The 23,448-nt window shown below is 68.2% G+C and carries 24 protein-coding genes and 1 pseudogene; 7 read left to right on the top strand and 18 right to left on the bottom strand.

All coding sequences use genetic code 11. The features are described from left to right. Positions 1-13 precede the first annotated feature (13 nt). The 10 genes from nrfD to ABD207_RS25035 all read right to left on the bottom strand — a co-directional run bounded on the left by nrfD (position 14) and on the right by ABD207_RS25035 (position 9,530). A complete protein-coding gene (gene nrfD, locus ABD207_RS25080; RefSeq protein ID WP_344015378.1) occupies positions 14-916 on the bottom strand; it encodes an NrfD/PsrC family molybdoenzyme membrane anchor subunit in 903 nt (300 codons plus the stop codon). 4 nt (positions 917-920) lie between these two features. Beyond that, the gene (locus ABD207_RS25075; RefSeq protein WP_344015377.1) at positions 921-1,532 is read right to left on the bottom strand and encodes a 4Fe-4S dicluster domain-containing protein; all 612 of its coding nucleotides are present in this window, start codon (positions 1,530-1,532) and stop codon (positions 921-923) included. Positions 1,533-1,625: 93 nt separating this feature from the next. Beyond that, positions 1,626-3,782, bottom strand: coding sequence for an MMPL family transporter (locus ABD207_RS25070; protein WP_344015376.1), 2,157 nt, complete (start codon positions 3,780-3,782; stop codon positions 1,626-1,628). 191 nt (positions 3,783-3,973) lie between these two features. Further along, positions 3,974-5,158: an NAD(P)/FAD-dependent oxidoreductase gene (locus ABD207_RS25065; protein ID WP_344015375.1), complete on the bottom strand. Its 1,185-nt coding sequence runs from the start codon at positions 5,156-5,158 to the stop codon at positions 3,974-3,976. Between the two features lie 17 nt (positions 5,159-5,175). Next, on the bottom strand, positions 5,176-5,532 hold the full coding sequence (locus tag ABD207_RS25060; protein WP_344015374.1) for a DsrE/DsrF/TusD sulfur relay family protein: 357 nt from the start codon (positions 5,530-5,532) through the stop codon (positions 5,176-5,178). A gap of 85 nt (positions 5,533-5,617) precedes the next feature. Further along, positions 5,618-6,523, bottom strand: a complete 906-nt coding sequence (gene phnE / locus ABD207_RS25055) for a phosphonate ABC transporter, permease protein PhnE (protein ID WP_344015371.1) — start codon at positions 6,521-6,523, stop codon at positions 5,618-5,620. Continuing rightward, entirely contained in the window at positions 6,520-7,260 is a 741-nt protein-coding gene (locus ABD207_RS25050; RefSeq protein ID WP_344015370.1) for a phosphonate ABC transporter ATP-binding protein, read from the bottom strand. Before ABD207_RS25050 ends, phnE begins: the two co-directional genes overlap by 4 nt. A gap of 53 nt (positions 7,261-7,313) precedes the next feature. Continuing rightward, a complete protein-coding gene (gene phnD, locus ABD207_RS25045) occupies positions 7,314-8,228 on the bottom strand; it encodes a phosphate/phosphite/phosphonate ABC transporter substrate-binding protein (RefSeq protein WP_344015369.1) in 915 nt (304 codons plus the stop codon). Between the two features lie 196 nt (positions 8,229-8,424). Continuing rightward, positions 8,425-9,093 carry an ArsR/SmtB family transcription factor gene (locus ABD207_RS25040; protein WP_344015368.1) on the bottom strand — a complete coding sequence of 223 codons (669 nt, stop codon included), beginning with the start codon at positions 9,091-9,093 and terminating at the stop codon, positions 8,425-8,427. 149 nt (positions 9,094-9,242) lie between these two features. After that, a complete protein-coding gene (locus tag ABD207_RS25035) occupies positions 9,243-9,530 on the bottom strand; it encodes a sulfurtransferase TusA family protein (protein WP_344015366.1) in 288 nt (95 codons plus the stop codon). Between the two features lie 105 nt (positions 9,531-9,635). Between ABD207_RS25035 and ABD207_RS25030 the strand changes: the two genes are divergently transcribed. From ABD207_RS25030 to ABD207_RS25020, 3 genes are all read left to right on the top strand, one after another. Beyond that, positions 9,636-10,313, top strand: a complete 678-nt coding sequence (locus tag ABD207_RS25030) for an ArsR/SmtB family transcription factor (protein WP_344015365.1) — start codon at positions 9,636-9,638, stop codon at positions 10,311-10,313. Then, positions 10,310-11,485, top strand: a complete 1,176-nt coding sequence (locus tag ABD207_RS25025; RefSeq protein ID WP_344015364.1) for a cysteine desulfurase family protein — start codon at positions 10,310-10,312, stop codon at positions 11,483-11,485. The genes ABD207_RS25030 and ABD207_RS25025 overlap by 4 nt, the downstream gene beginning before the upstream one ends. A 169-nt stretch (positions 11,486-11,654) precedes the next feature. Beyond that, complete coding sequence (locus ABD207_RS25020; RefSeq protein ID WP_344015399.1) at positions 11,655-12,893, top strand: MFS transporter; 1,239 nt, start codon at positions 11,655-11,657, stop codon at positions 12,891-12,893. Positions 12,894-13,077: 184 nt separating this feature from the next. Here ABD207_RS25020 and ABD207_RS25015 read toward each other — a convergent pair whose 3' ends face one another. Further along, a complete protein-coding gene (locus ABD207_RS25015) occupies positions 13,078-13,725 on the bottom strand; it encodes a class I SAM-dependent methyltransferase (RefSeq protein WP_344015363.1) in 648 nt (215 codons plus the stop codon). Positions 13,726-13,730: 5 nt separating this feature from the next. Continuing rightward, positions 13,731-14,906 (bottom strand): cytochrome P450, encoded by a 1,176-nt coding sequence (locus ABD207_RS25010; RefSeq protein ID WP_344015362.1) that lies wholly within the window; start codon positions 14,904-14,906, stop codon positions 13,731-13,733. Positions 14,907-15,061: 155 nt separating this feature from the next. On the opposite strand from ABD207_RS25010, the gene ABD207_RS25005 reads away from it, so the two are divergent. Next, positions 15,062-15,601: a TetR/AcrR family transcriptional regulator gene (locus ABD207_RS25005; RefSeq protein ID WP_344015361.1), complete on the top strand. Its 540-nt coding sequence runs from the start codon at positions 15,062-15,064 to the stop codon at positions 15,599-15,601. 115 nt (positions 15,602-15,716) lie between these two features. On the opposite strand, the gene ABD207_RS25000 is transcribed toward ABD207_RS25005, so the two are convergent. After that, a complete protein-coding gene (locus tag ABD207_RS25000) occupies positions 15,717-16,577 on the bottom strand; it encodes an RNA polymerase sigma factor (RefSeq protein WP_344015360.1) in 861 nt (286 codons plus the stop codon). Between ABD207_RS25000 and ABD207_RS24995 the strand changes: the two genes are divergently transcribed. Beyond that, positions 16,569-17,594, top strand: a complete 1,026-nt coding sequence (locus ABD207_RS24995) for a hypothetical protein (RefSeq protein ID WP_344015359.1) — start codon at positions 16,569-16,571, stop codon at positions 17,592-17,594. The genes ABD207_RS25000 and ABD207_RS24995 overlap by 9 nt on opposite strands. A gap of 131 nt (positions 17,595-17,725) precedes the next feature. Here the strand turns inward: ABD207_RS24995 and ABD207_RS24990 are convergent, their stop codons facing one another. The 3 genes and pseudogenes from ABD207_RS24990 to ABD207_RS32200 form a co-directional block, all read right to left on the bottom strand. Next, a complete protein-coding gene (locus tag ABD207_RS24990; protein ID WP_344015357.1) occupies positions 17,726-18,205 on the bottom strand; it encodes an SMI1/KNR4 family protein in 480 nt (159 codons plus the stop codon). A gap of 505 nt (positions 18,206-18,710) precedes the next feature. Continuing rightward, the gene (locus tag ABD207_RS24985; protein WP_344015356.1) at positions 18,711-18,929 is read right to left on the bottom strand and encodes a hypothetical protein; all 219 of its coding nucleotides are present in this window, start codon (positions 18,927-18,929) and stop codon (positions 18,711-18,713) included. 455 nt (positions 18,930-19,384) lie between these two features. Continuing rightward, positions 19,385-19,798 (bottom strand): annotated as a pseudogene (locus ABD207_RS32200) (TniQ family protein); the annotation flags it as partial. Between the two features lie 156 nt (positions 19,799-19,954). On the opposite strand from ABD207_RS32200, the gene ABD207_RS24975 reads away from it, so the two are divergent. Both ABD207_RS24975 and ABD207_RS24970 read left to right on the top strand, forming a co-directional pair. Beyond that, a complete protein-coding gene (locus ABD207_RS24975; RefSeq protein ID WP_344015354.1) occupies positions 19,955-20,404 on the top strand; it encodes an NUDIX hydrolase in 450 nt (149 codons plus the stop codon). Positions 20,405-20,490: 86 nt separating this feature from the next. Further along, positions 20,491-20,952 carry a hypothetical protein gene (locus tag ABD207_RS24970; RefSeq protein WP_344015353.1) on the top strand — a complete coding sequence of 154 codons (462 nt, stop codon included), beginning with the start codon at positions 20,491-20,493 and terminating at the stop codon, positions 20,950-20,952. Positions 20,953-21,192: 240 nt separating this feature from the next. On the opposite strand, the gene ABD207_RS24965 is transcribed toward ABD207_RS24970, so the two are convergent. Continuing rightward, entirely contained in the window at positions 21,193-21,576 is a 384-nt protein-coding gene (locus ABD207_RS24965) for a hypothetical protein (protein WP_344015351.1), read from the bottom strand. Then, positions 21,576-23,264, bottom strand: a complete 1,689-nt coding sequence (locus ABD207_RS24960) for a hypothetical protein (protein ID WP_344015350.1) — start codon at positions 23,262-23,264, stop codon at positions 21,576-21,578. Before ABD207_RS24960 ends, ABD207_RS24965 begins: the two co-directional genes overlap by 1 nt. Between the last annotated feature and the right edge of the window lie 184 nt (positions 23,265-23,448).

Genomic DNA, 23,448 nt, shown 5'->3' with positions numbered 1-23,448 from the left:
CTTCCCCCAGGTGTCAGGCAGTGAAGATCAGGTAGCGGACGATGCCGGTGCCGGCGAGGACCGTGCCGGCCGCGGTCAAGCGGGCCCAGCGCCGGTTTCCCCCGAGTACGAGGAAGAGAACGGGCGTCACGAGACCGGCACCGATCCCGACGACGTAGAACAGTGGGGCCCATTCGCCGGTCAGCACCGTGTCGAGGGACTGCTTGGCCGGACCGTTGGACACCGACACAGCGGTGAAAACGAGAGCGGCGGCGTACGTCATCAGCAGCACGAGCGTGACCTGGCGGTACGCCGCTGCGTGCCGGCCTGCGGGTTCCTCGTCACCGAGTTGCACGAACTGAACGACGGCGACGCCCATCAGCAGTGACGTGACCAGGTAGACGAGAGCGGAGCCACTGGTGGAGGCGAGTGGGGAGACCCAGGTGCGGGCGAGGACGGCAACCGGGTACACGGCCAGCGCGACGCTGGAGACGCCCAGCAGCCACACCACCGTGCCGTCCACATACTTGGCTGCCCCCCGCGCAGGCAGCGGCGTCGGCGCTTCCTGGGAGGCGGTACGCCGACGCCACAGCAGGTACAGCGCGACGGCGAGGAGGAAGCTCTTCACCGCGATGATCTTTGCGCCGAGGGAGATCGGCGAGTCCCAGTTCCCGAACCGGGTGAGCATCAGGAAGAACCGCTCCGGCCGTCCGAGGTCGAGGGTCAGCAGCAGCCCGGCTCCGGAGAGCAGGGCGAGGCAGAGCCAGGTGGCACGCCAGTCCACGGTGAGGGAGGCTGCGGGAAAGCGGCTGCGGTGCCACCAGGTGGCCAGGGTGAGGCCGCTGGGGATGCCGATCAGGGTGAAGTAGGCGGTCAGCAGGGCGCCCCAGGGGGCGGCGTGCGGTATCGGTGCGACCTGGGCCAGGGTGGTGAACATCGGGTCACTGCCCCTTCAGGTCGGCGGACTGGTCCACCTGGACGCCGTCGACCGCGATGAGGGGCAAGGCCCGCTTGGGGTCGACGTAGAACACCTTCGGCTGGGTGTGCGCCTCCGGCTTCCACACGTCGACGTCGTTCTCGCGCATCCTGGCGGAGATCTGGCTGTCCGGGTCGTCGAGGTCACCGAAGATGCGGCAGCCGGTGGGGCATGCCTCCACACAGGCGGGCTGGCCGCCCTGGGAGGTGCGGTGCTCGCAGAACGTGCACTTGCTCGCGGTCTGTGTCTGCAGGTCCTCGTAGATCGCGTCGTACGGGCAGGCCGCCATGCAGAACCGGTTGAGGTTGCAGTCGCCCTCCTCGATGACGACCTCGCCGTTGGGTAGCCGGGTGATGGCGTCGGTGGGGCAGGCGTTCAGGCAGGGCGCGTCCTCGCACTGGTTGCACAGGACGGGGATGAAGTGCCGGGTGGCCTTGGGGTATTCGCCGTCCTCGACGTACTTGACCGTGTCGCGGAAGACTCCGAGCGGCACGTCGAACTCGTTCTTGCAGGCCACCGAGCAGGCGTGGCATCCGATGCAGGTGTTGAGGTCGATCAGCATTCCGAAGCGGGGCACGGTGCTCCTCACAAGGGCGTACGGCGTACGGTCACGTCAAGGGGCGTGGTGGTGCGGGAGCCGCCCCGCACCACCCGGGAAGTGCCTTGTGGTTCAGTGCCGGAAGGTGAAGGCGGGCAGTGCCTTGTCCAGCCAGCGGGGCATCCACCAGTTGGCCTTGCCGAAGATGGCCAGGGACGCCGGCACGATCAGCATGCGCACGATCGTCGCGTCGAGGATCACCGCGATGGCCAGGGTGATGCCGAGCTCGGTGGGCGGGATCGGGCCGGTGACGCCGAAGGCGACGAAGACGATGACCATGATGACGGCGGCGTTCGTGATGGGCCGGCCGGTCGCGGCGATGCCGTCGCGTACGGCGGTGCGGGTGTCTCCGGTCAGTTCGTACTTCTCGCGGATCGAGGCCAGCAGGAAGAGCTGGTAGTCCATCGACAGGCCGAAGAGGATCGCGAAGAAGAACACCGGCGCCCAGGCGTTGATGAAGCCCTGGGAGTCGATTCCGATCAGCGAGGCGCCCACGCCGTGCTGGAAGATGATCGACGCGATGCCGAACGCCGCGCCGACGGTGAGCAGGTTCATCACCACCGACACCAGCGCGATGAGCACGCTGCGGAAGACGATCAGCATCATCAGCAGCGACATCACCAGCACGAGGGCGATGATGCCGGGCGCGGAGGCGGCGAGCGCCTCGGTCATGTCGTGGTTCTGCGCGGCCGGTCCGCCCACCAGCGCCTTCGGCGCGTCCCTGTCGAGGTCGTCGCGAAGGTCGGCGACGAGGTCGGAGGTGCGGTCGTCGTCGATGGCCGTGGTCGGTGTGATCCGCACGACCGTGCGGCCCGAGTCCGCCGCCTCGGCGGCCACCGCCGCGTCCTTGACCTCGTCGTGGTCCTTGGCGGTCTTCACGACCTGCTCGGCATCGGCCTGCGGGGTGGTGACGTAGATGGCAGCGCCCGCGCCGGGGCCGAAGGCGTCGGTGAGCGTCTCGTAGCCGTCGCGGCTGGAGTATCCGGCGTCCACGACACGCGCGCCCGGCATACCCAGGTCGACGCCGGCGACCGGGGCGGTCAGCCCGCCGAGCAGCAGCAGGCCGGCGATCAGTCCGACCGCGGGCCGGCGCACGACACCGTCGGACCAGCGGCCCCAGCGGGCCTCGCTGCGGCCGGTGCCCTTCGCCCGGCCCCGCAGCACCCGCTCGCCAAGTGCGGCCAGCACCGCGGGCAGCAGGGTCAGGGCGGCGACCACCACCACGACGACGGCGAGGATCATCCCGAGCGCCATGGACCGGAAGACCATCACCGGCAGCAGGAACAGCGCGCCCAGCGCCATGACCAGCGCCAGGCCGGACAGGACGATCGCCTTGCCGGATGTCGCAAGGGTCGTGGCGAGCGCCGTCTCGGCGTCGTGGCCCTTGGCGCGCTCGGCGCGGTAGCGGGTGATGATGAACAGGCTGTAGTCGATACCGAGCGCCATCCCGATCATCATCGAGAAGTTCATCGACCACACCGACAGCGGGGTGGCCATGGTGAGCAGGTGCAGAGCGCCGTAGGCGCCCGCGATGCCGACCATCGCCAGCATCATCGGCATCCCGGCGGCGACGATGCTGCCGAAGACCACCACGAGCAGCACCATCATGGGCAGGCCGGACAGAAGTTCAGCCTTGAGCATGGCCTTCTCGTTGGACTCGTTGAAGTCCGCCCACACCGGCCACTCGCCAGTCACGTCCGCGCTCGCGCCCTCGGGCAGCTTGGCCTCGTCGACGGCGTCGCTCACCTTCCCGGCGGCTTCGGGCAGTTCCGCCTCGTCGCCTGCCTTGAGGTGGACGGGGACCAGAGCCGTGCGGCCGTCCTCGCTGACGAGCCCGGCCTGCGGCGGCTGCTCGCGCGGATCCGTCACCTCCTTGACCGATGCGGAACCATCCACCTCCTGGATCACGGCGTCGACCGCGGCGTCGCGCTCGCTCTGGCTGGGCACCTGGACGACGACGACTGCGGCCTCGGCGCCCAGCTCGGCGAAGTCCCGGCGCAGCTCGGCGCGGACCTTCTCGCTCTCGGAGCCTTGGGCGTTCCAGCCAGCCCCGGACAGGGCGCCGTTGAGCGTGGCCGCCAGCGGCGCGGCCACCAGGACGATCACGAGCCAGGCCAGCATGACCAGCTTGCGGCGCCGGACCATGACGGCGGCGGTGCGGTCGGCCAGCGTGCGCCGCCGTTCCGGCGGATCTTGCGTGCGTACGGGGTCGGACGTGCCGACGGACATGATGATGACCTCCGTTGGGCGGTGAGGTGTCCCGCAGCTGGGCGGGACGGGCGCCCCGGACGGATGGTGCTCGGCATGCGGCTGGGTGCGGCCCAGGGGGACGAATGGGTCCGGGGTGCGGTGGGGGTGCAGGCGGGGCCCGGCCGCCCTGGGCGGGCGGCCGGGAGGGTCTCAGTGGGGCAGCGGCTGCCTCACGCGTCGTGCTTGCCGGTGGTCCACTCGGACAGCCACTGCTGCTCTTCGAGCTCCTTGGCGCGGTGCAGCTCCTCCGACGGCTCCGACAGCTCGATCTTCGGGCCGTCGGGGTGGTAGAAGTTGCCCTCGCCCTTGGCTGCGAGGTGCGCGCCGATCTCCAGATAGCAGTGCCCGTCGCCGCTGAAGTGGGGTTCGGGCGCCTGTTCGTAGCCCAGGTGACGGGCGACTCCGGCGGCGACCGCTTCGGCCTGGCCCTTGGCGAAGACCGCGGCCTTGGGCAGTGGCTTGCCATTGGCCAGGGTGATCGAGGCGACGTCCCCGAGCGCCCAGACGCCGTCGACCATGGTGCCCAGGGTGCCGGCGTCGACCGGGATCCAGCCCGCAGGCGACAGCGCGGCTTCCTTGACCGGCGCCGGCGCCTGGTGCGGCGGGATGAACACCAGCAGGTCGAAGGAGACCCGCTCGCCATCCTCGAAGACCACTTCACGGGAGGCAGCGTCAACTGACGCGACCTGGCGGCCCGGGTGGAAGCCGATCTTCTGGGACTGAAGCATCTGCACCACTCCCTGGCCCACGACCGGACCCGCGACGGGCATCGGCTGCGGCTCGGGGGTGTAGACGTCGACCGACACGTTGTCGCGCACGCCGGTCTCGGTCAGCAGGTCGGAGGTGAGCATCGCCCCCTCGTACGGGGCCGCCGGGCATTTGAAGGGGATGCGGGTCACCAGGAAGACGACCTTCCCGGAGGTGACGCCCTTCAGCTTGGTGTGCGCGTCGACGGCGGCTTCGGGCGTGTAGTAGTGCGCCGCCACTCCGGCCGTGAGCGCCTCGTCCAGGCCCGGCACGGCGCCCGTGTTCAGCTCGGCCCCCAGGGCCACGACGAGCGCGTCGTAGGGGAACTCCCCCTGGGAGGTGCGGACCTGGCGGGCGGCGAGGTCGAGCTGCTCGACCTCGGCCAGGACATGCTCGGCTCGGCCGAGTGCGTCCTTGGTCGGCACGAGCTGCACCTGGTCAAGGGCGCGCCAGCCGCGCAGCAGCCACAGCAGGGACAGTCCCTGCACCTGGCTGTCGCTGCGGTCGACCAGGGTGATCTTGTCGTGGGGGGCTACGTGCTTCTGCAGTTCCCGCACGGTGCTCAGACCGCCGAAGCCGGCGCCCAGCACGAGGATGTTGCGTCGCATGGTGTGGTGCTCCTGCCTCAGACGTTGATGACCTTGTCGGCCCATTCGGTCCAGTCGGTCAGTTCCTTCATGGAGGAGCGGTGGGCGCCCTTGGTGAGGTTGTCGTCGCTCATACCGCGGGCGTCCATGCAGGTGCCGCAGCAGCCGATCTCACCGCCCAGCCGGGCGAAGGTCGTCGCCATCTTCCCGGCGTTGTAGTAGCCGTCCGGCGTCTTCTGGCCCTCCACCACGGAGACCACCGAGTCGCCGAACAGGAAGACCTTCACCTCGGTGTCCTCACGGCGGGCCACCTCCGTCGCCCAGCGCATCCCGTTGTAGACGCGCTCCGTGCCGTACGGCGGGTCGTGCAGCACGAAGAGGAACTTCGTCGTCATTTCATTTTCTCCTGTTCTAGAGAACTCTTGAAGAGTAGGGAAGGCTGGGTGGCCTGTCCAGGCGGTGGAGCGGAAGTTTCCGGTCTCAGCGGGTGGCTGCGCCCATGCGGCGGCGCAGGAACCGCGAGACCTGGTCGACGGCGAGCACGAGCATCAGCAGGGCGATCATCAGGGTGGCCAGCTCCTGGTAGCGGAACAGGCGCATGGAGATTCCGAGTGCCTGGCCGATGCCGCCGGCGCCGACGAAGCCGATGATGGCCGAGCTGCGGATGTTGCACTCCCACTGGTAGAGCACCAGGGAGGCGATGTTGTTGCGGGCTTGCGGGATGATCGACAGTAGGCCGGTGGCGAGCTTGGAGGCGCCGGTCATGCGCATGGCCTCGACCGGGGCCGGGTCGACGGCCTCCAGCTGCTCGGAGACGAGCTTGGCGAGCAGGCCGGCGGCGTGCAGGGAGATCGCGTAGACGCCGGCCGCCGGACCGAGGCCGACGATGGCCACGAACACCAGCGCCCAGAGCAGTTCGGGCACCGACCGGAAGACGGTGGCGACCAGCCGGGCACCGGTGGCCAGCCAGCGCGGTGCGCCGACGTTGCCTGCCATCAGCACCGCGAGGACCAGGCCCATGAGGGTGCCGAAGAAAAGGGCGGCGATGGAGATCTGCAGTGTTTCCAGAACCGCAGTGCCGACGGACTGCAGCAGTTCCTGGTCCAGCTGGGGTGGGAAGAGCCCGGAGGCGATCTCCCGGGCGCCGTCCCAGCCGGAGACGATGTTGGCGATGCTGACGCCGGTGCCGTTCAGCGACCACACGACCGCGGCCAGCGCGATCACCAGCACGATCCATGTGGTCCTGGACCGTTTCGGGCCGCTCATCTGCACGGCCGCGTCCGGCGGACGGTTGCCTCCGCCGTCGCCCTGCACGGGGACCTTCGGGCCGCAGCGGCCACCCGGGGTGGTCGTGGCCTTGGTGTTGGAGCTGGTGCCGGTGCTCATGCGGACACCGCCGTTCCCTGGTAGATCTCTTCGGCGTCGCGCTCGGTGAGCTCGCCGCCGTCGTAACAGACGCGCCCGCCGCGCAACGCGACGATCCGCGGGAACTGCCGGGCGATGGTCAGGTCGTGGGTGGAGACGACCACCGTGACACCGTCGGCCTCGCGGAGTGTGTCGACTGCGGCCTGCGAGGTGACCGGGTCCAGGCCGGAGGTGGGCTCGTCCGCGAGGAGCAGCTGTGGTTCGGCCAGCACAGCCCGGACCAGGGCGACCCGCTGGCGCTGACCGCCGGACAGATGCTCCACCCGGGCGCGCAGCAAGGCCCGGATGCCCTGGGTCTCGGCCAGGGCGTGCACCCGCTCCTGATAGCGGGAGGGAATGCTGCCGCGCAGCACGGCGGCCCATTCCCGCATCCCCCAGGTGGGAGCGGTGCCGAGGACGGCGTTGGTCTGGGCGCGCAGTCCCAGGACGAGGTCGTTGCCCTGGCGGACCACTCCGGTCTTGCGGCGGATGGCGCGCAGTTCTGACGGTAAGGCGGGATTGAGCCCGCCCACACGGATGGCGCCGGTCTGCGGGACCACGGCGCCGAGGATGCAGCGCAGCAGAGTGGTCTTGCCCGAGCCGGACGGGCCGAGCAGTACGACGTGCTCGCCCTGGTCGATGGTCAGTGAGATGTCGTCGAGTGCGGGCACGTCGCGGTCGGCGAACGACGCGGACACACCCGTCAGTTCGATGTTCATGGCGTGAATCCCCCGTTGGAATGGGAAGGATCAGGCGGGGCGGGACGCGGGCGTCACTGCCCGGAGGTGAGCAGGCCGAGCTCTTCGGCCTGCTTCTTCAAAGGCGCGTACTCGGCCTCGGCGACCTGCTGGTATCCGGTGGTCTGCATCAGGTCGAGCAACTCGGGGTCTTTCATCGCCGTGAACGCCTTGGTGATCGACTGTCCGGCCTTGTCTCCCAGCTCGGCGCGCATGACCCACGGGTAGCCCATGACCTTCTTGCTTTCGAGGATCTTCAGCTTGCCCTTGGGGATGGCGCCGTCGCGTTCCAGGCGGTGCATGATGCGCACCTCCAGGCCGCCGGCGTCGGCGGACCCGTTCAGCACGGCCTGGGCGGTGGCGTCGTGGCCGCCGGTGAAGGTGACCTTCGACAGCGGCGGGCACTTGTCGACCGTCTTGGGTGAACACTCGGCCCCGGCCTCGTTGAGCATGATCCGCGGATACAGGCTGCCGGAGGTGGAGCTGACATCGCCGAATGCGAGCTTGCCCTTCGCCGCCAGGACATCCTTGACGCTCTTGTACGGAGAGTCGCTGCGTACGAAGATGCCGGACAGGTACTGCTTGGTGCCGGTCTCCTTGTCGGTCTCCGTGACGAGCGGTGTGACGTCGACCTGCTCCTCGGCCTGCGCATAGGTCAGACCGCCGACGTAGGCGACGTCGACCTTCTTGGAAGCGAGCGCCGCCACGACGCCGGCGTAGTCGGTAGCCACGAACAGTTCGACGTCTGCGTCCAGCTGCTTGGCCAGGTAGGCCCGGAGCGGTTCGTACTTGGCTCCCTGCTTGTCCGGCGCCACGTTGGGGATGATCCCCACCCGCAGCTTCTCGGGTACGCCTTTGCTGTTGGTGCTGCCCTTCGCGTCCGCGCTGCCGCAGGCGGTGGCCGCCATGGCGATGCAGGCAAGAGCCAGGACCAGTCGGTTCTTCTTCACGTACGCCCCTACAGTTCACGAGCATGACAAGTGCACGTCAAATCGCGGGGTCGCGTGTACGCGGCCTCGTGGTGACGTGTGGAACTGCAGCCGGGGTTGGGGGTGCGGGCGCGTCAAAGGACGCGCCCGGGCGGTGCACCCGGCCGTGTGAAAGGTGACGCTGTCATCCGGTACCGCGGTTGCCGCGGCCGGTCGGTCATGTGCTGACAGTGCTCACAGGAAGTCCCCCCTGACGCCATTCCGGCATTCCGTCCTCGAGCACCATGGCCCGAAGTCCCCGTTGTCTGAGAATCTGTGCCGCCTTCGGAGCGAAGACGCAGTGCGGGCCACGGCAGTACGCGACGATGTCCATGTCCGACGGAAGATCGGACAAGTGCTCGGTGAGCTCGTCGAACGGCACGGACCTCGCACCCGGGATGTGTCCCGCCGCGTATTCCTCGGCCGGCCGCACATCGATGATGTACACGTCGCCGCGCAGTGACCGCGCCACCAGTTCTTCCTTGGTGACCCGTTCCAGCGTCTCCTCGCCCTGCAGGTATTCCGTGATCAGACGTTGCACCTCGGCAAGGCGGGCGTCCGCCAGCGACCACAGCTCACGCAGGAAGCAGGCCACCCGCTCGTCGGCGAGCGAGTAGATGACCTTCGTGCCTTCCTTGCGGGTCTCCACCAGGCGGGCACTGCGAAGCACCTGCAGGTGGCTGGAGGTGTTGCCCACCGTCATGTTCGTGACGACGGCCAGCGACTCCACGGACCGCGGTCCCTGCCCCAGGATGTCGAGCAGTTCGATCCGCTTGGGGTTGCTGATGGCCTTGCCGATGCGAGCGAGCTGGCCGAAGAGGCCCTCCCGTACTTCCCGCTCCGACATGGCACCTCCGGTCGCTCTTTGGTTTTCAAAAGATATCTAGAGGATGAGCTCATAAGCAAGGACTTCCGGCCACCTCGGCTGGCACGATCACTGGTCTCTGCCGGTCGCGCCGCTGTGACCTGCACGTATGCGGGGAGCGAGCCGGAGGTTCAGTTCCTCGCGTGCCAGGGGCGGGCCGGGTCCGTATGCAGGGCGGCTTCCTCGAGCCGGAGTGCGTAGACGGGGATCCGGCCGGTCCGCTGCGACTCTTCGACCTTGCCGAGGAAGGTATGGCCGGTCATGTGGCACCAGGCGTCCAGGTCCAGCGAGGCCGCCGGATCGTCTGTGACCACGTGAAAGACGGTTCCGGGTGGGGCGCCGGTCATCTGCTGGCGCAGTTTGAGCAGCACTTGGACGCAGCGCAGCCCCGCTCCCTGAACTGTTCGTATCCCGGTCACGTCACCGACACCTTCCTCTATAGATCCCTTGAATTCTGGCATCCGATGAGGCGACGGCCGTCGGGATCATCTACGGTATTCCATGGATATATGGAGGATGGTGGGATGGTGCAGGACACCGCAACCGGTACGAGGGCGCGGCTGTATGAGGCGTTCGCGGCCAGCGGCAAGGCACTGGCCAGCGGAAAGCGTCTGGAGCTGCTGGATCTGCTGGCTCAGGGCGAGCGCACGGTGGAAGCGCTGGCCAAGGCGGCCGGGCTGAACCTGACGACGGCCTCGGCGCACCTGCAGACGCTCAAGCGGGCCGGCTTCGTCGCCACCCGCCGTGAAGGCGTGCGCATCCACTACCGGCTCGCCGGTGACGACGTGGCGAGGCTGTTCGCGTTGCTGCGCAAGGTCGCCGAGGCTCGCCAGGCGTCTGTTCCCGCCGCCCGTGACGCCTATCTCGGTACTGACGGTGCGGCAGCAGTCACTCGCGAGGAGCTGGCGGCCCGGATCGGGGCCGGGGACGTGGTGGTGCTGGACGTGCGTCCGGTGGAGGAGTACCGAGCCGGGCACATCCCCGGCTCGGTCTCGATCCCGGTAGAGGAGCTGGCCGAGCGGATCAACGAGCTGCCGGAGGATGTGGAGATCGTCGTGTACTGCCGGGGCGAGTACTGCGTGCTCGCCTACGACGCGGTGAGGCTGCTGACCGACCGCGGGCGCCGCGCCATCCGGCTGAACGACGGCATGCTGGAGTGGCGGCTGTCCGAGCTGCCCGTCGACGCCGCGGACCTGACGTGACCGGCCAGGCGCTTCCCACGCATCCGGGCCTGATCGGAGGTCCGGTCTATCTGGACTACAACGCCACCACCCCCGTCGACATACGGGTGGCGGATGTGATGCTGCCGTATCTGAGGGAGCTGTTCGGCAACCCCTCCAGCAGCCACCCCTACGCCAGTGCCCCGCGCCGGGCGCTCGCCGACGCCCGCGCCCAGGTCGCCGCGCTGATCGGCGCCAGGGAGCCGGAGGTCGTGTTCACCGGCTCTGGTTCGGAGGCCAATCTGCTCGCGCTGCGCGGCGCGGTCCTGGCCGCGGACCTGCCCCGCGCGCACCTGATCACACAGGTCACCGAGCACCCGGCCGTGCTGGAGACGGCCCGCGCTCTGGAGCGCCTGCACGGCGTGCGCGTCACCGTACTGCCCGTCGACAGCGACGGGCTCCTCGACCCGGCCGTGCTTGCCGCCGCCATGGACGAGGACACGGCTGTGGTGTCGGTGATGGCCGCCAACAACGAGACCGGGGCTCTGCAGCCGATCGGCGAGCTGGCCGAACTTGCCCACTCACGCGGCGCGTTGTTCCACTGCGACGCCGCCCAGGCCGCAGGAAAGATTGCCCTGGACGTAGCCGAGCTGGGCGTGGACCTGCTCACGGTGGTCGGGCACAAGATGTACGCGCCGAAGGCCACGGCCGCGCTGTGCGTGCGCGAGGGCGTGGCACTGGAGCCGGTCGTCTACGGGGGCGGGCAGGAGCGCGGCTTGCGTGCCGGGACGGAGAATGTCGCCCTGGCCGTCGCCCTAGGCACCGCCGCCGAGCTGGCCGGGCAGGAGCTCGCCGACGGCGCACCCGGTCGTAACGCGCAGTTGCGGGACGACTTGCACCGGCGCCTGGAGGCGGCCCTGCCGGGCCGTGTCCGCCTCAACGGCCCCGTGCAGCAACGCCTGCCGAACACGCTGAACATCAGCATCGACGGCGTTCTGGGACACGAACTCCTCGCCGCAGTACCAGAGATCGCGGCGTCCACCGGATCCGCCTGCCACAGCGGCACCCACGCCCCGTCGCCGGTGCTGACCGCCATGGGCCTCGAACCTGTTCGTGCCCTGGGCGCGCTGCGGCTGTCGCTGGGCCGCTGGAGCACGCACGCCGACATCGAGACGGCGGCAGACGCGCTGGGCAAGGCGGCTGTCGCGCGGTAGGGGCGGCGCCGCCCGCAGCCCCTGTCCGTCGGCCTTGCGTTCGCTGACGACCTCCTTCAACGCTACGTAATCGCCCCACGGTCGGCCTGGGCCCGCCCTGGCCCGGGCAGACTCCACACCAGCCCTCCCCTTAGAAAGAGCCACCGTGACCAGGCCTGTCCCCGCCACCATGACCGCCGGATCCGGCATACCCGATACCGCTCAGGCCCAGCACCGCATCCTGACCGTCCTGGTCGCCTCGCAGGTCCTCAGCGGCGCCGGCCTCGCTGCCGGCATCACCGTCGGCGCCCTGCTCGCGCAGGACATGCTCGGCTCCACCGGCCTGGCCGGACTGCCCAGCGCCCTGTTCACCGCAGGCTCCGCACTTGCCGCCGTCGCCGTCGGACGCATCTCCCAGGCCCGAGGCCGCCGCCCGGGCCTCGCAGCCGGATATCTCACAGGCGCCCTCGGCTCCGCAGGCGTCCTCGCCGCCGCGGTGCTGGACAGCCCCGTCCTGCTGTTCATCGCCCTCTTCATCTACGGCGCGGGCACCGCCACCAATCTCCAGGCCCGGTACGCCGGAGCCGACCTGGCCGACCCCTCCCGCCGCGCCCGCGCCGTGTCCACCGTCCTGGTCGCCACCACCCTCGGTGGCGTCGTCGGACCCAACCTCGCCGCCCCCACCGGCGCCCTCGCCGACGATCTGGGCATCCCGTCGCTGGCCGGGCCATTCCTCCTCGCCGGCGCCGCCTACGCGCTGGCCGCATTGGTCCTGACCATCTGGCTGCGCCCCGACCCGCTCCTGCTGGCCCGCACCCTCCACACCGCCAAGCCCGCTACCGGCAGCGCCTCTCCACAGGATCCGCCCGTCGAGAGGCCCCAGGGCGGAGTGGCCCTGGGCGCGCTGGTGATGATCTTCACCCAGCTCGTCATGGTCGCGATCATGACGATGACACCGGTCCACATGCACGACCATGGCCACGGCACCGCAGCCTCCGGCCTGGTCATCGCCATCCACGTCGGCGCCATGTACCTGCCCTCCCCGCTGACCGGCTGGCTCGTCGACCGCCACGGCCGCCTCGCCATAGCCGCCACCTCCGGCGTCACCCTGCTGGCCGCAGGCATTCTCGCCGCAGCCGCGCCCGGCGACTCCGTCGCCCTGCTCGCTGTATCCCTGGCCCTGCTCGGACTCGGCTGGAACTTTGGACTTGTGTCCGGCACAGCGATGATCACCGACGCCGTGCCGCTGGCCACCCGTGCCAAGACCCAGGGCATGGTCGACGTCGCCATCGCCATCGCCGGCGCAACCGGGGGCATGGCCTCCGGAATCGTCGTCGCGGCAGCCAGTTACCCCGCTCTCGCCCTCACCGGAGGCGTCCTTTCACTGGCACTCCTGCCTGTCATCGCCGCCAGCGCTCACCGGCGATGACCGTCATGGCGTCCTTCAGCAACGAGTTCTCAGCCAAGGCGTGGACCAGGGCACGGAGAAGAAGTGCAGGGCGAAGCCGCCGTATCTGGTGCTTGTGCCCTAGTGGGCGTCGCCGTTCGTGCGGGTTACCTGCAGGAATTCGATTTCCCATCTGCCTTCCCACTTGCACGCATGCCGCGGTCGGTCAGCTCGAACCAGACCGTACGGCGGTGCCGAGGATGTGGAACGAGGCAGGCGTGCGGGCGTCGGGAAACAGGAAGCGGTCGAGCCGCTCGATGACGAACCCCGACCGCTCGATCGATGCCGCCGTGTCACGGCCGGTGTGACATCCGCCGGCCACTCGCGGCCAGATGGTCGCGTCGAGCACGCGCTGGACGCGGGCCAGACCAGAAGTGTCGGCTTGGACGTGTTCGAGGAAGCGCAACTGCCCGCCCGGCTTGAGGACCCGGTGCATCTCCCGAAGTGCCGTGTCTTGGTCGTGCACCGAGCACAACACCATCGACACGACGACCGCATCCGCAGTGGCGTCTGCAGCGGGCAGGCGTTCGGCCCGGCCGTCGACGACCTCGACCAGCACCGGTGCCTGGCTGGCGGCAGTGCGGGCGAGGCTCCGCAGGTGCGGTTCTGGCTCAACGGCCAGGACCCGGGCGACGGTGGTCGGGTACTGCGCGAAGTTGAGCCCGTCACCGGCACCGACCTCGATCACCTGGCCGGTGAGCCGGGCGAGCAGGGCTTGGCGGCGTTCGGTCATACCAGCCCGCTCCATGGCCCGGCCCATCGTCGGGTAGAGCCGCGCAAAGACCGGATGATGCACATAGGTGTCGCGTCCCATGCCTGTCACCACCGCACCGGGAGTTCGGCCAAGCCGCCGGTGAGCGTGTCCCGCCTCATGGTCAACTCCTCTACGCCGACGGCAAGTCGCAGCGTCGGCAGACGTGTCACCAGCTCGGTGAACACCGCCTGCAGTTCGATGCGGGCCAGGGGCGCGCCGAGGCAGTAGCGGGCGCCGTGCCCGAAGGTGAGATGGGCCGCGGCCGAGCGGGTGACGTCCACCCGATCGGGGTCGGGAAAGACCGCCGGGTCGTGGTTGGCGGCGCCGTTGTCCAGCAGCACCAGCTCCCCGGCCCGGATGGTGACTCCGTCGATGTCCAGGTCGGTCCGCGCGTAGCGGGGGATTCCGCCGCCGCCCTTCCCCGGCGCGCGCAGGATCTCCTCCACCGCATTCGGGACCAGAACGGGGTTGTCCACCAGGGCCTGCCACTGCTCCGGGTGGGCCAGCAACAGCAGAGCGCCCAGCCCGATCTGGACCACTGTGGTCTCGTGCCCGGCGAACAGCAACGCCATCGACAAGCCGGCCGCTTCGTCATCAGAGACGCCCTCGGTCGCGCACAACCGGGAGATCACGTCATCGCCGGGCTCGGCACGCTTGCGTGCGACAAGCCTCTTGCCATAACCGAACAACTCGCCCAGCCCCCGTTCCGATCGAGCCCGGTCGCGGATATTGGCGGCATCGGCGGTCCAGGCGCGGAACTTTTCCCGGTCCTGGTACGGCACACCCAGCAGCTCACAGATCACCAGGATCGGCAGCGGCATTGCGACCGCGGTGTGCAGATCTGCGGGCGGCCCCAGCTTGGTCAGCCCGTCCAGCAGCCGTGCTGTCAGGGTCTCGATGCGGGGGCGCAGGGCCCGCAGGTGCCTGGGGGAGAAGTGCGGCTGCAGCAGGGAGCGCATGCGTGCGTGATCGGCCGCCTCGGTGGCGAAGTTGCCCAGCGGCCCGCCGAACAGCGCCGATTCCCCGGCTCGTGGCGCGCTCCGAGGGTCCGGATGCGCCCGGCCGAGCCGGTCGTCGTCCAGCAGCCGCCGCACCTGGGCGTGGCCGGTGACCAGCCACGCCGCATCACCCACTGCGGTGCGCACCCGGTGCACCGTGCCCTGTGCCTGCAACTCGCGCAGTCGCGGAGCGAGTTGCAGGGGATCTGTCTGCTCGAACGGCAACTGTGCCGCGGTGATCATGGCTGCCCCCATCAGGTTCAATCGCTCTTGTATAAGTCGACTTAAACGAAGCTACTTGTATAGTCTCGCTTAAACAAGGGGAGGTGTGTGTGAACCCAGAGGACCGGCAGCCCGCTCGCTCGACGTCCGCACCTCCGCCTGAGCGTGCCCGGCGAATGCCCCGCGCCGAGCGGCGCGAGCAACTCCTCGACGCAGCCACACGTGCCTTCGCCCGCACCGGCTTCGCCGCCACCGGCCTGGACGACGTGGCGGCAGAGGCCGGAGTGACCCACGTGATCCTTTACCGCCACTTCGCCTCGAAGAGCGACCTGTATCGCGCCGTGCTCGACCGCGCCTGCACCCGGCTTGCCGAGACCGTCGGTACCGATGACTACGACGAGCACAGCGTCGCCGCGCTGCTACGCGCCGCCGCGGCGGATCCGGACGGGTTCCGGCTGCTGTTCCGCCACGCCGCCCGCGAGCCCGAGTTCCGCGACGTCATCGAAAGCATCCGCTCCGCCTCGATGGAGATCGCTGCCCGCCACCTTGCCGACGCCATCCCGGACGGCCCCTGGCGGACCTGGGCAGCGCAGCTCGTGCCCACCCTCACCCTCGAAGCAGTCATCACCTGGCTCGACACCGGTCAGCCCGACCCTGACCACGCCGCCGAGCGCATCAGACAAGCAGTCCAAGGCGTCATCCAAGCCGCCCAGTAGATCCCTGAGCCCGGGATCTGCGGCGCGGGCCGGGCCACCGGTGCGGTTGCTCGGAGTGTCTCCTGGTGGCCGCCTGCCCTGGGGTGGTCGTGGCCAGGGGCAGGGATCGGCCTGTTCAGAAGCCCGCGCGTTCCTGGAGTACGGCGCGTTCGGCGGGGTTGGCGGTCAGTTGGAGCGCGATCTTGTCGGCGGTGCGGGCCTCGTCGGGGCGGTCCAGGTCGCGCAGCAGGTCGGCTCGGACGGCGTGGAACAGGTGGTAGCGGTCGAGTTCTCCGGCAAGGCTGTCGACCTCTGCCAGCGCGGCTTTCGGCCCTTGCGTGTAACGGAGGGCGACGGCCCGGTGGAGCCGGGTGACCGGGGACGGGGCGAGGTGGAGCAGCATGTCGTACAGCAGCGCGATCTGCTCCCAGTCGGTGTCCTCCCAGCGTGCCGCCTCCGCATGGCATGCGACGATGGCGGCCTGGAGCTGGTAGGGGCCCGGGTGTCGGCGTCTGATCGCCCGGGCCAGCAGGACTGTGGCCTGCGCGATGGCTTCGTGGTCCCACAGGGAGCGGTCCTGATCCTGCAGCCGTACCAGCGTGCCCTCGGGGGTGAACCGGGCGGCGGTACGAGCGCGGTGCAACCGGATGAGCGCCAGCAGCCCGGCCACCTCGGGCTCGGTGTGCATCAGCCGGTGCAGCAGGGCTGCCAGCCACTCGGCGTCGTCGGCGAGGTCGCGGGACTGCGCCTGCTCGGCGGTCGACAGGTATCCCTCGTTGAACAGCAGGTAGATCACCGCGAGGACCTGGGAAAGGCGGTCGCCCAGCTCCTCGTCGTCGGGCACGCGGTACGGGATCCCGGCCCTGGTGATCTTCTGCTTGGCGCGGGTGATGCGCTGGGCGACGGTGGACTCCCGGACCAGGAACGCCCGGGCGATCTGCGTGGTGGTCATCCCGCACACCACCCGCAGGGTGAGGGCGATCTGCGCGTGACGCACTACACGAACAACACGCCGGACGGAACGGCATCGTTCGACTACTACAACACGATCTATCTCGACCCTGCGAGCGATGAGTTCTCCCAGGTCACCACGATCCGGTTGAAGAGGATGGCCGGCGTGATGAACACGGTCAACCTTGACTACCAGGCCAATTGCCGTGGGTACTGCACCATTACCAGCGTCAACTGGGCCGGGTCGAAGATTTTCAAGAATGGTGACATTCTCGAGCGGACCATCACCACGCGGTTCAAGTGGACGCCCAGCGGCGCCACCAAGAACACGATTGTCCCGTACTGGTACTTCGGCGGATCGGCCAACGGTACACCGATCGCCATCCCCCTCGAAGCCGAAAAGGCTGAGCTGGACATCCGGTGCGACAGCGAGATCCCCAACGCCGGAACCGGTTGTGTGTTCTCCGGCTACAAGCCGACCTACGTCATGAACTCCAAGAAGTTCCCCGGTGCCGCCGCTCACGTCGACATGATGTGGCGCAAGACCAACATCAAGTGGGGTCAGCGCAGCAGCGGCAAACCGCTCACCTACCTGGGCAACAAGATGGCCGTCGACGGCTCCGGCAAGACGCAGCAGGACCGTAACCGTCAGCTCATCTGCGGCAGGCAGTGGAAGGCTTACAGTGGCACCGGCGACTTCAGTGACATGTGGACGCTGGATGCAGGTGAAGCACGTACCGACCCAAAGAGTTGTGACGAGTTCGCCTTCGCCAATTCCTTCCAGAGCGCTGGAAACTCCGCCGGTCCCAACCCTGTCGCGTACAGCGGCAAGGAATGCGTGCAGACGTACGTCAGGCGCAACGCCGACGACACCATGACACTCCACCTGCGTCCGGATGCCCCGGCACCGACGTGGAAGGAGCCCTGCGGCCGGTCTTCGATGTCGAACTGGCAGAACACCCAGTCGATGCGACCGTTCGGCGAATTCATCAAGCAACAGCGCCTGATGGAGGACGACGACTACTGGCTCGACCTCGACGGATTTACCGCGCCGACACCGTAACCACCTAATGAAGAGTGCCCCCCGGTTGGACCGGGGGGCACTCATAACGATCGGTGATGCGAGACTTCACAACCAGACCAGTCGCCCTTCGGCGACCGTACAGACCGGGTGGTTTCCCTCGCCGATCCTCGTCAGCATCTCGGCCACAGAGTCGAAATAGTCGGCGAGTGACACACGTACTCGCCAGCAGTCGGGGTCTCCCCCACGAACCACCTGCCGACACGCCCGTCCCGCACGTCGATGAACCTTCCCGTCCAGCCATCCTGATCCGACAGGAACGGGACCCACGCTTCGTTCCAGTCGCCCCCACCGGACATAGGATGGTTCGCGTAGAGCTTCTCCATCGCCCGAATTCCCAGAAAGAAACTTCCCTCGTCCGGAAACCCGGCGAAACCGCAACATGCCACATCGTCGTCGAAATCTTCCTCAGGAAGATCCAAATTGTTCTGCAACAACCATGCCCGCAGTTCCTGAGGAAGCGGGACACCCATCCGTTCCTCGGCGGTCGCGAGCATCTGTTCCGTGGTCGGCCCGGGCAGATCCGCATGATCGGCCGGGGCGTGCTCCCGAAGAAGACCCATTACGCGGGACCAGCTTTCCACCACACGCATTTCCCACCACCCTCTCTGAATGGACGCCCTGTACGACTGCCACTGCGGGGGGTTACTGGTTGAAGCGCCTTGACGCCGGGCGCTGTAAGCCCGAAGGGCGCGCAAGAAAAGGTACCTTGTGGAGCGGCGACCGGAAAACCTCGCAGAGAGTGGTCCTCCGGGTGGTCCGACCGATACCCCTCGCTTGGTACCTTCCGTCCCGAAATGCAATGACCGTCTGCTCGGTGAGGTGAGCGTGCGCCGGCCTCTGTCGGACGACCGATATGCCCCTGCGGGGCTCCACGAGTTGCGGGAGCGGGCAAGGGCGCGGAGTGTCTTGTCCGTTGTGTAAGTCCTGGTGGGGAGCCTTTTTCGTCTGCGGGTTGGCTGCTGGCGGTCGGTGGCGCGGTCGCCGAGTAGCCAGTGCGGTTCTCTCCTCCTTGGCGGCCCTCATCGCTTTCGAACACAGCCCGCACGGTCAGGCCGCTGCGCCACCCACGTGCTGATCTGAACTTCGAGCCCGCCGTCAGAACCAGTTGCCGAGAGTGATCAGCCCGCGGTGCACGAGTGGCTCGACGAAGGGATTCGGCCGGAACGAAGGCCCGTACGCCAACTCCGCCATGTCCATACGCCACGGCGTACGCCGGTGGTCGAGGAACCGAAGGTCGGCGATCGATGCGGCGACCTCGCCGGCGGAATACCCGCGGCGCAGAAACCCGTCCGCGGCATAGACGGCGGCCGCCACCCGAAGTGAGTCGGTCCACGGCCTTCTACCCCTCCTCTGTCGTTGGGTGGTGCCCTGGAAGAGCGCACTGCATACCGCAGGAGGGGATCACCACGCCGCACCATGGACGGCGACAAGAGGGGGATGAGCACGGCGGCCAGGGCCACGAGCATCCTGTCCTCATGCGTGGGCGTTCCGTCGAGCCACGCGTTGACACGCTTCTGCAAGGCCAGAACGGAGTCGTCACTCACCGGCACAGGCTGGCACAGGACAAGCGGGAAGCCACATGGTTCTCCGAGGCCATAGCCGTAAGACCATTCACCCTCGTCTGTCCAGTTTTCGCAGGTGCGCTCAGGTGGGGCGTCCTGCCGGAATCGGACGGTGTCCCAGCACGCCTGGCATTCGGTCACCACGTAGACACTGTGGTCGACACACGCGAACGACCATGGAAGTTTCCACCGCAGGAGCCAGCGCGGGCCGTCGTTGTCCCGCAGACACCTCGGGCACCAGCGTGCCTGCCAGTGGTGGAACCACGCTCCCTTGTGCCATTGCTGCACCGCCACACCGTCGGACGAGAGGAGCGGCAGATGCGGTAGCGCATTGCCGGCATAGCGGGCCAGGGTCATCGCGTGCAGGCGCTCGGCGCCGACTCCGGTCAGCTTCTCCATCCGTCGAACCACAGGATCGGACAACCGCATTTCGGAGCCAGCGATCCCGCCGAGCCGGTCGAGGTGCAGTTCCCGAAGGAGCGGCTTCATCTCGAAGCCCTGCTGCTCGGCCAGCGCACCGATCCAACTGGTCAGAGACTCCCCGGGGATCGGCTGAATCACCGGTTCGATCAGGGTGCGACGCTTCTGCGCCGTCTTCCTCGCTGTACTCACGACGCGCATCCTGCGGCAGGCGCACCCTGCTGAATCGTGGCTCCTGAGCGGACCACTGATGTGGGTTACCGAGGAATGTCTTCGTTTACGGAAGCTGATCCCCGCAGGGCACCCATTAGGAGGTATGCAGGTGTTATTCGAATAACATCGCGGAAGGGGTGACGTATGGATGACGCGCACTTGTACAGCCGCGACGTAGTACGCCCCGTTGTCATTGACTCTCCGCAGCGGCTGCTCCTCCTGATCCCGTCAGGGCCGGACGGAGAAATCTGGACGCTGCCGACAGTGGCTGTGCGCCCTGGTGAAACCATCCGCCGCGCGGCAACCCGTCATCTGCGTGGCATCTGCCGTCTCCCTCCGCTTCGTATCTCGCCTCTCATCGGCCGGCTCTCCCGTACGGACGGGGCGGAAGGTGTTCAGTACGTCATCGTGGTGCGTCCCGCTTCGGGTAGCTGGCCGTCGGCCATGCGCTTCGCCATCGCCCCGGAAGCCTGCTGGTGGACGACGGCGGCCCTGCGCTCCGACCGAGCGCAGGTCGAGCCCGCTGAACTGCTCGACTTCATGGACGGCTACTGGGACGGATGGCTGCCGGACGGAGAGATCTCGCTCGAGTGAACCGTCACTACGCCCCTGGCACCGGACGCTGCGAAACCGACAGCGCTCAACTTCTCGTATGCCCAAGCCCGAAGCAGGAGCGCACCATGAACGTGCACGCCATCGAGATCACCCTGACCCGCTCCATTGAAGCCGCCGAACTGAAGGCCGCGCAGCAGCAAAGCGCCCTCCTGATGGCGGCTGCCGCCGACAGGAAACGGCTCGTGGTGCTGGTGTCGGCCAAGAACGAACGCAGGGCCGTCAGAAGGATTTGGGAACGGTTGGAAGGCGCGCTCCCCATCGACGTGCTCTGCAGTCTCTTTCCTGGGCCTGACGGTAAGTACTTGATGAGCATCCCGCTGAGTGCGGAGGTCCACGAGCGGATCCAGAGGTTCGCTGTGGCCGAGCGAAGGACTCCGGAGGAGTACGTGCAACGAGCGATTGTTCAAGCACTCGCGCGCGACCGGTCCGCGCGCCGAGCCGAGCTGGACTGTTCGCTGAACGAGCTGCTGCGCACCTACAGCCCCGAGGAGGTGCTTGGGGCGGCCGCACGACGGATCAGGTCCTGAGTCGGCGCCGCGTCTTCTGCACGGTGGTCGGGAATCGTCGACGCAGCCGCGCCCGTGCCAGGGCCAGCTTTCGCCCAGACCTCTCGAACGTCACCGCTGGCCGCGCCAGGCGCCACCTGTTCGTCATCGGTAACCGTGACGCTTGGCGTGACCAGCGGTTTTCGTCACTCTTGGCGACGCCCTGCCCGTGCACCGCCGGCGGTCTGGGTGACTCGGCTCCTCTAGCAGGGGCGGTGTTCGTCAGGCGAGCGTGGAGACCGCCGAGAGGGTGGACGCGATGAGGGACACCAGACCGGGCACGCCTCCGCACTTCTGCTGGATCTTCTCCAGCAGTCCCTTGGCCACGGCCCGCCCCTCGGGTTTGTCCAGCTCTTGCTCAGCCACCGTGTCCAGGAGACCGACGCACAGGTCGTAGTCTTCGACGTGGGCCTTTTCGCGCTCCATGTCCTGGCGGATTCGTCCCAGGAGCTCGGCGATGGCCTGTAATTCGTCTCGTCCGAGGCCGGAGTTGTCCTGGCTCTGCGTCGAGTGGAAGGCGCCCGGTTGGTTCTGCACGTTCTGCATGGATCCGCTGTTCTGAATGCCCGTGTTGGTGCCACCGGGCTGCTGCCTGCGACCGAACATCACGCTGCTCCTCCTGCCTTCTGGTGGGAGCCGACGGCCCCCGGCTGGTTCTGCACGTTGCTCATCTCACCGGTGTTGATGACGCCGTTGTTGAGGACAACCGTGATCCGTTCCCGGTACTCGCCGGTGTCGACGTTATGGTCGACGAGGAAGCCCTCGACCGCGGCCAGGACGCGGCCCTGCATCATCTCGATGTAGCGGCGGGCGTCGTCGTACTGGAGCATGTCGTCCATGTACCGGGTCGAGTAGACCTCCCGCAGACTCACCGGCCCCTGACCGGCATCCTGTGCCGGCTGCCGCTCGTCGCTCGTAGCCCGCTTGAACAGCCGGGCCACGAGCCAGATCGTGTCCACGGCGGCGAGATACGCCGTGCGGCGCCGCCACGACCAGCCGGCGCCCGCCGCTTCCTTCTCCGCCTCGCGCACCACGGGGTGGACAGGGTTGACCACGTGGGGACGAACGACGACGCGCAGGTAGTGGTTCTCGTAGGCGAAGCCCACGAAGATCGAGGCCACCAGCTCGCCGTCCCACGAGGTCATCCGCGCGCACAGGAAGCGTCGGGCGACCTTCGGCGCGCGTTGAGCGTCCGCTGCCATCACGCCTTCCCGGGCCAGCGTGACCAGTCCCTCCCACCCCTCGGGCGTCAGCGCGTCCCAGCGGTCAGCGGCGATGGCCGCGACACCGAACACCTCCTGCACACTCTCGGGGTGGAAGTCCGGCAGCGGATCGATGGGACGCTGCAGCTCACGGGCCACATGCGCGTGCAGGTCGTCCGGGGTGAAGCGGACCACTCCGTCGCCGGGCCGGGCCCCTGCCAGGAGTTCCTCGACACTGGGCAGGGCCCGAGAGGGACCCTTCGCGTCTTCGGAACGCTGGCTGTCGTCCTCGTCGTTCGACTTCGCCCTTGTCACGTCGATACCGATCTGGGTCTCGAACCAGACCTTGCCCGCCCCGACGAAGTGGTACTTCGCACCGGAGGCGCGGACCTGGTTCCGATACGGCACGACCTCCCCGTATGAGGCGTCCCGGATGCCCTCCACTGCCCGCCGGAACCGGCGTGGCACATCGGCACCCCACGTGGCGCCGACGTCAGCGCCGATCACCGCGCGCAGCCGCCTCTGGGCAAGTGCCCGGTCCGTGTAGAAAGCTGCCCACAGCCCGAGCAATGTGACCAGCGGCGCCAGGTAGGCGAGCGGCGTCAGCACCCACAGCCCGCCCGCTGCACTGGCCAGGGCCGTGAGGCCACGGCGCAGCCACAGCAGGCGTTGCGCCTGCGCGCATGCGTTCAGGACAGCTTCCAGGTCGAAGCCCTGTGACGGCACTGGCCGCCCTCCGGCCGCTATCCGGCGGCGCACCCATCGCGCGTACTCGTGGCCGACCAGTACCCGCGGCTGTTTGGGCGCGGTCGGCTCCTCCTCGTCGTCCAACAGCTTTCTGAGATTGTTCTGCTCATCGGCCAGGGCCCGCTTGGTTGCCTGTTCCAGGCGCCGCTCGCGCACCTTCTTGGAGGTGAGCTTGTCGCCGAGGTGCTTGGTCATCCTGCGCCGCCACTCTCTGAACTTCTTGGCGAACTCCTCTGCCCTGTCCGGCCGCAGATGCGCGACCGCGCACAGTAATCGGGTGGGCTCGGTCATTCCGCCGGCGGCGTGGCCGATCGGATGGTGGCCGTTCACCCCGTGCAGTGGCACCGTTGGAACCTTCAGCAGTGACCGAGCTCCGTTTGCCTCTCCCGCACGTCTTGCTGACCGTGTGTCCATGCACCCCCCGTCCGTTCATACGAGTGATACGGCGACCGATCGTCCCCCACCCGGGCGGCCGCTGCCTAGCACGCCTAAGCACCGTGAATGCCGCCAAATCGGACAGGGTAAATGG

The sequence above is a fragment of the Streptomyces thermospinosisporus genome, assembly GCF_039526425.1.
Taxonomy (GTDB): domain Bacteria; phylum Actinomycetota; class Actinomycetes; order Streptomycetales; family Streptomycetaceae; genus Streptomyces; species Streptomyces thermocarboxydovorans.
The sequence above is the reverse complement of the archived record's forward strand: the minus strand, read 5'-3'. Positions and strand labels throughout refer to the sequence as shown.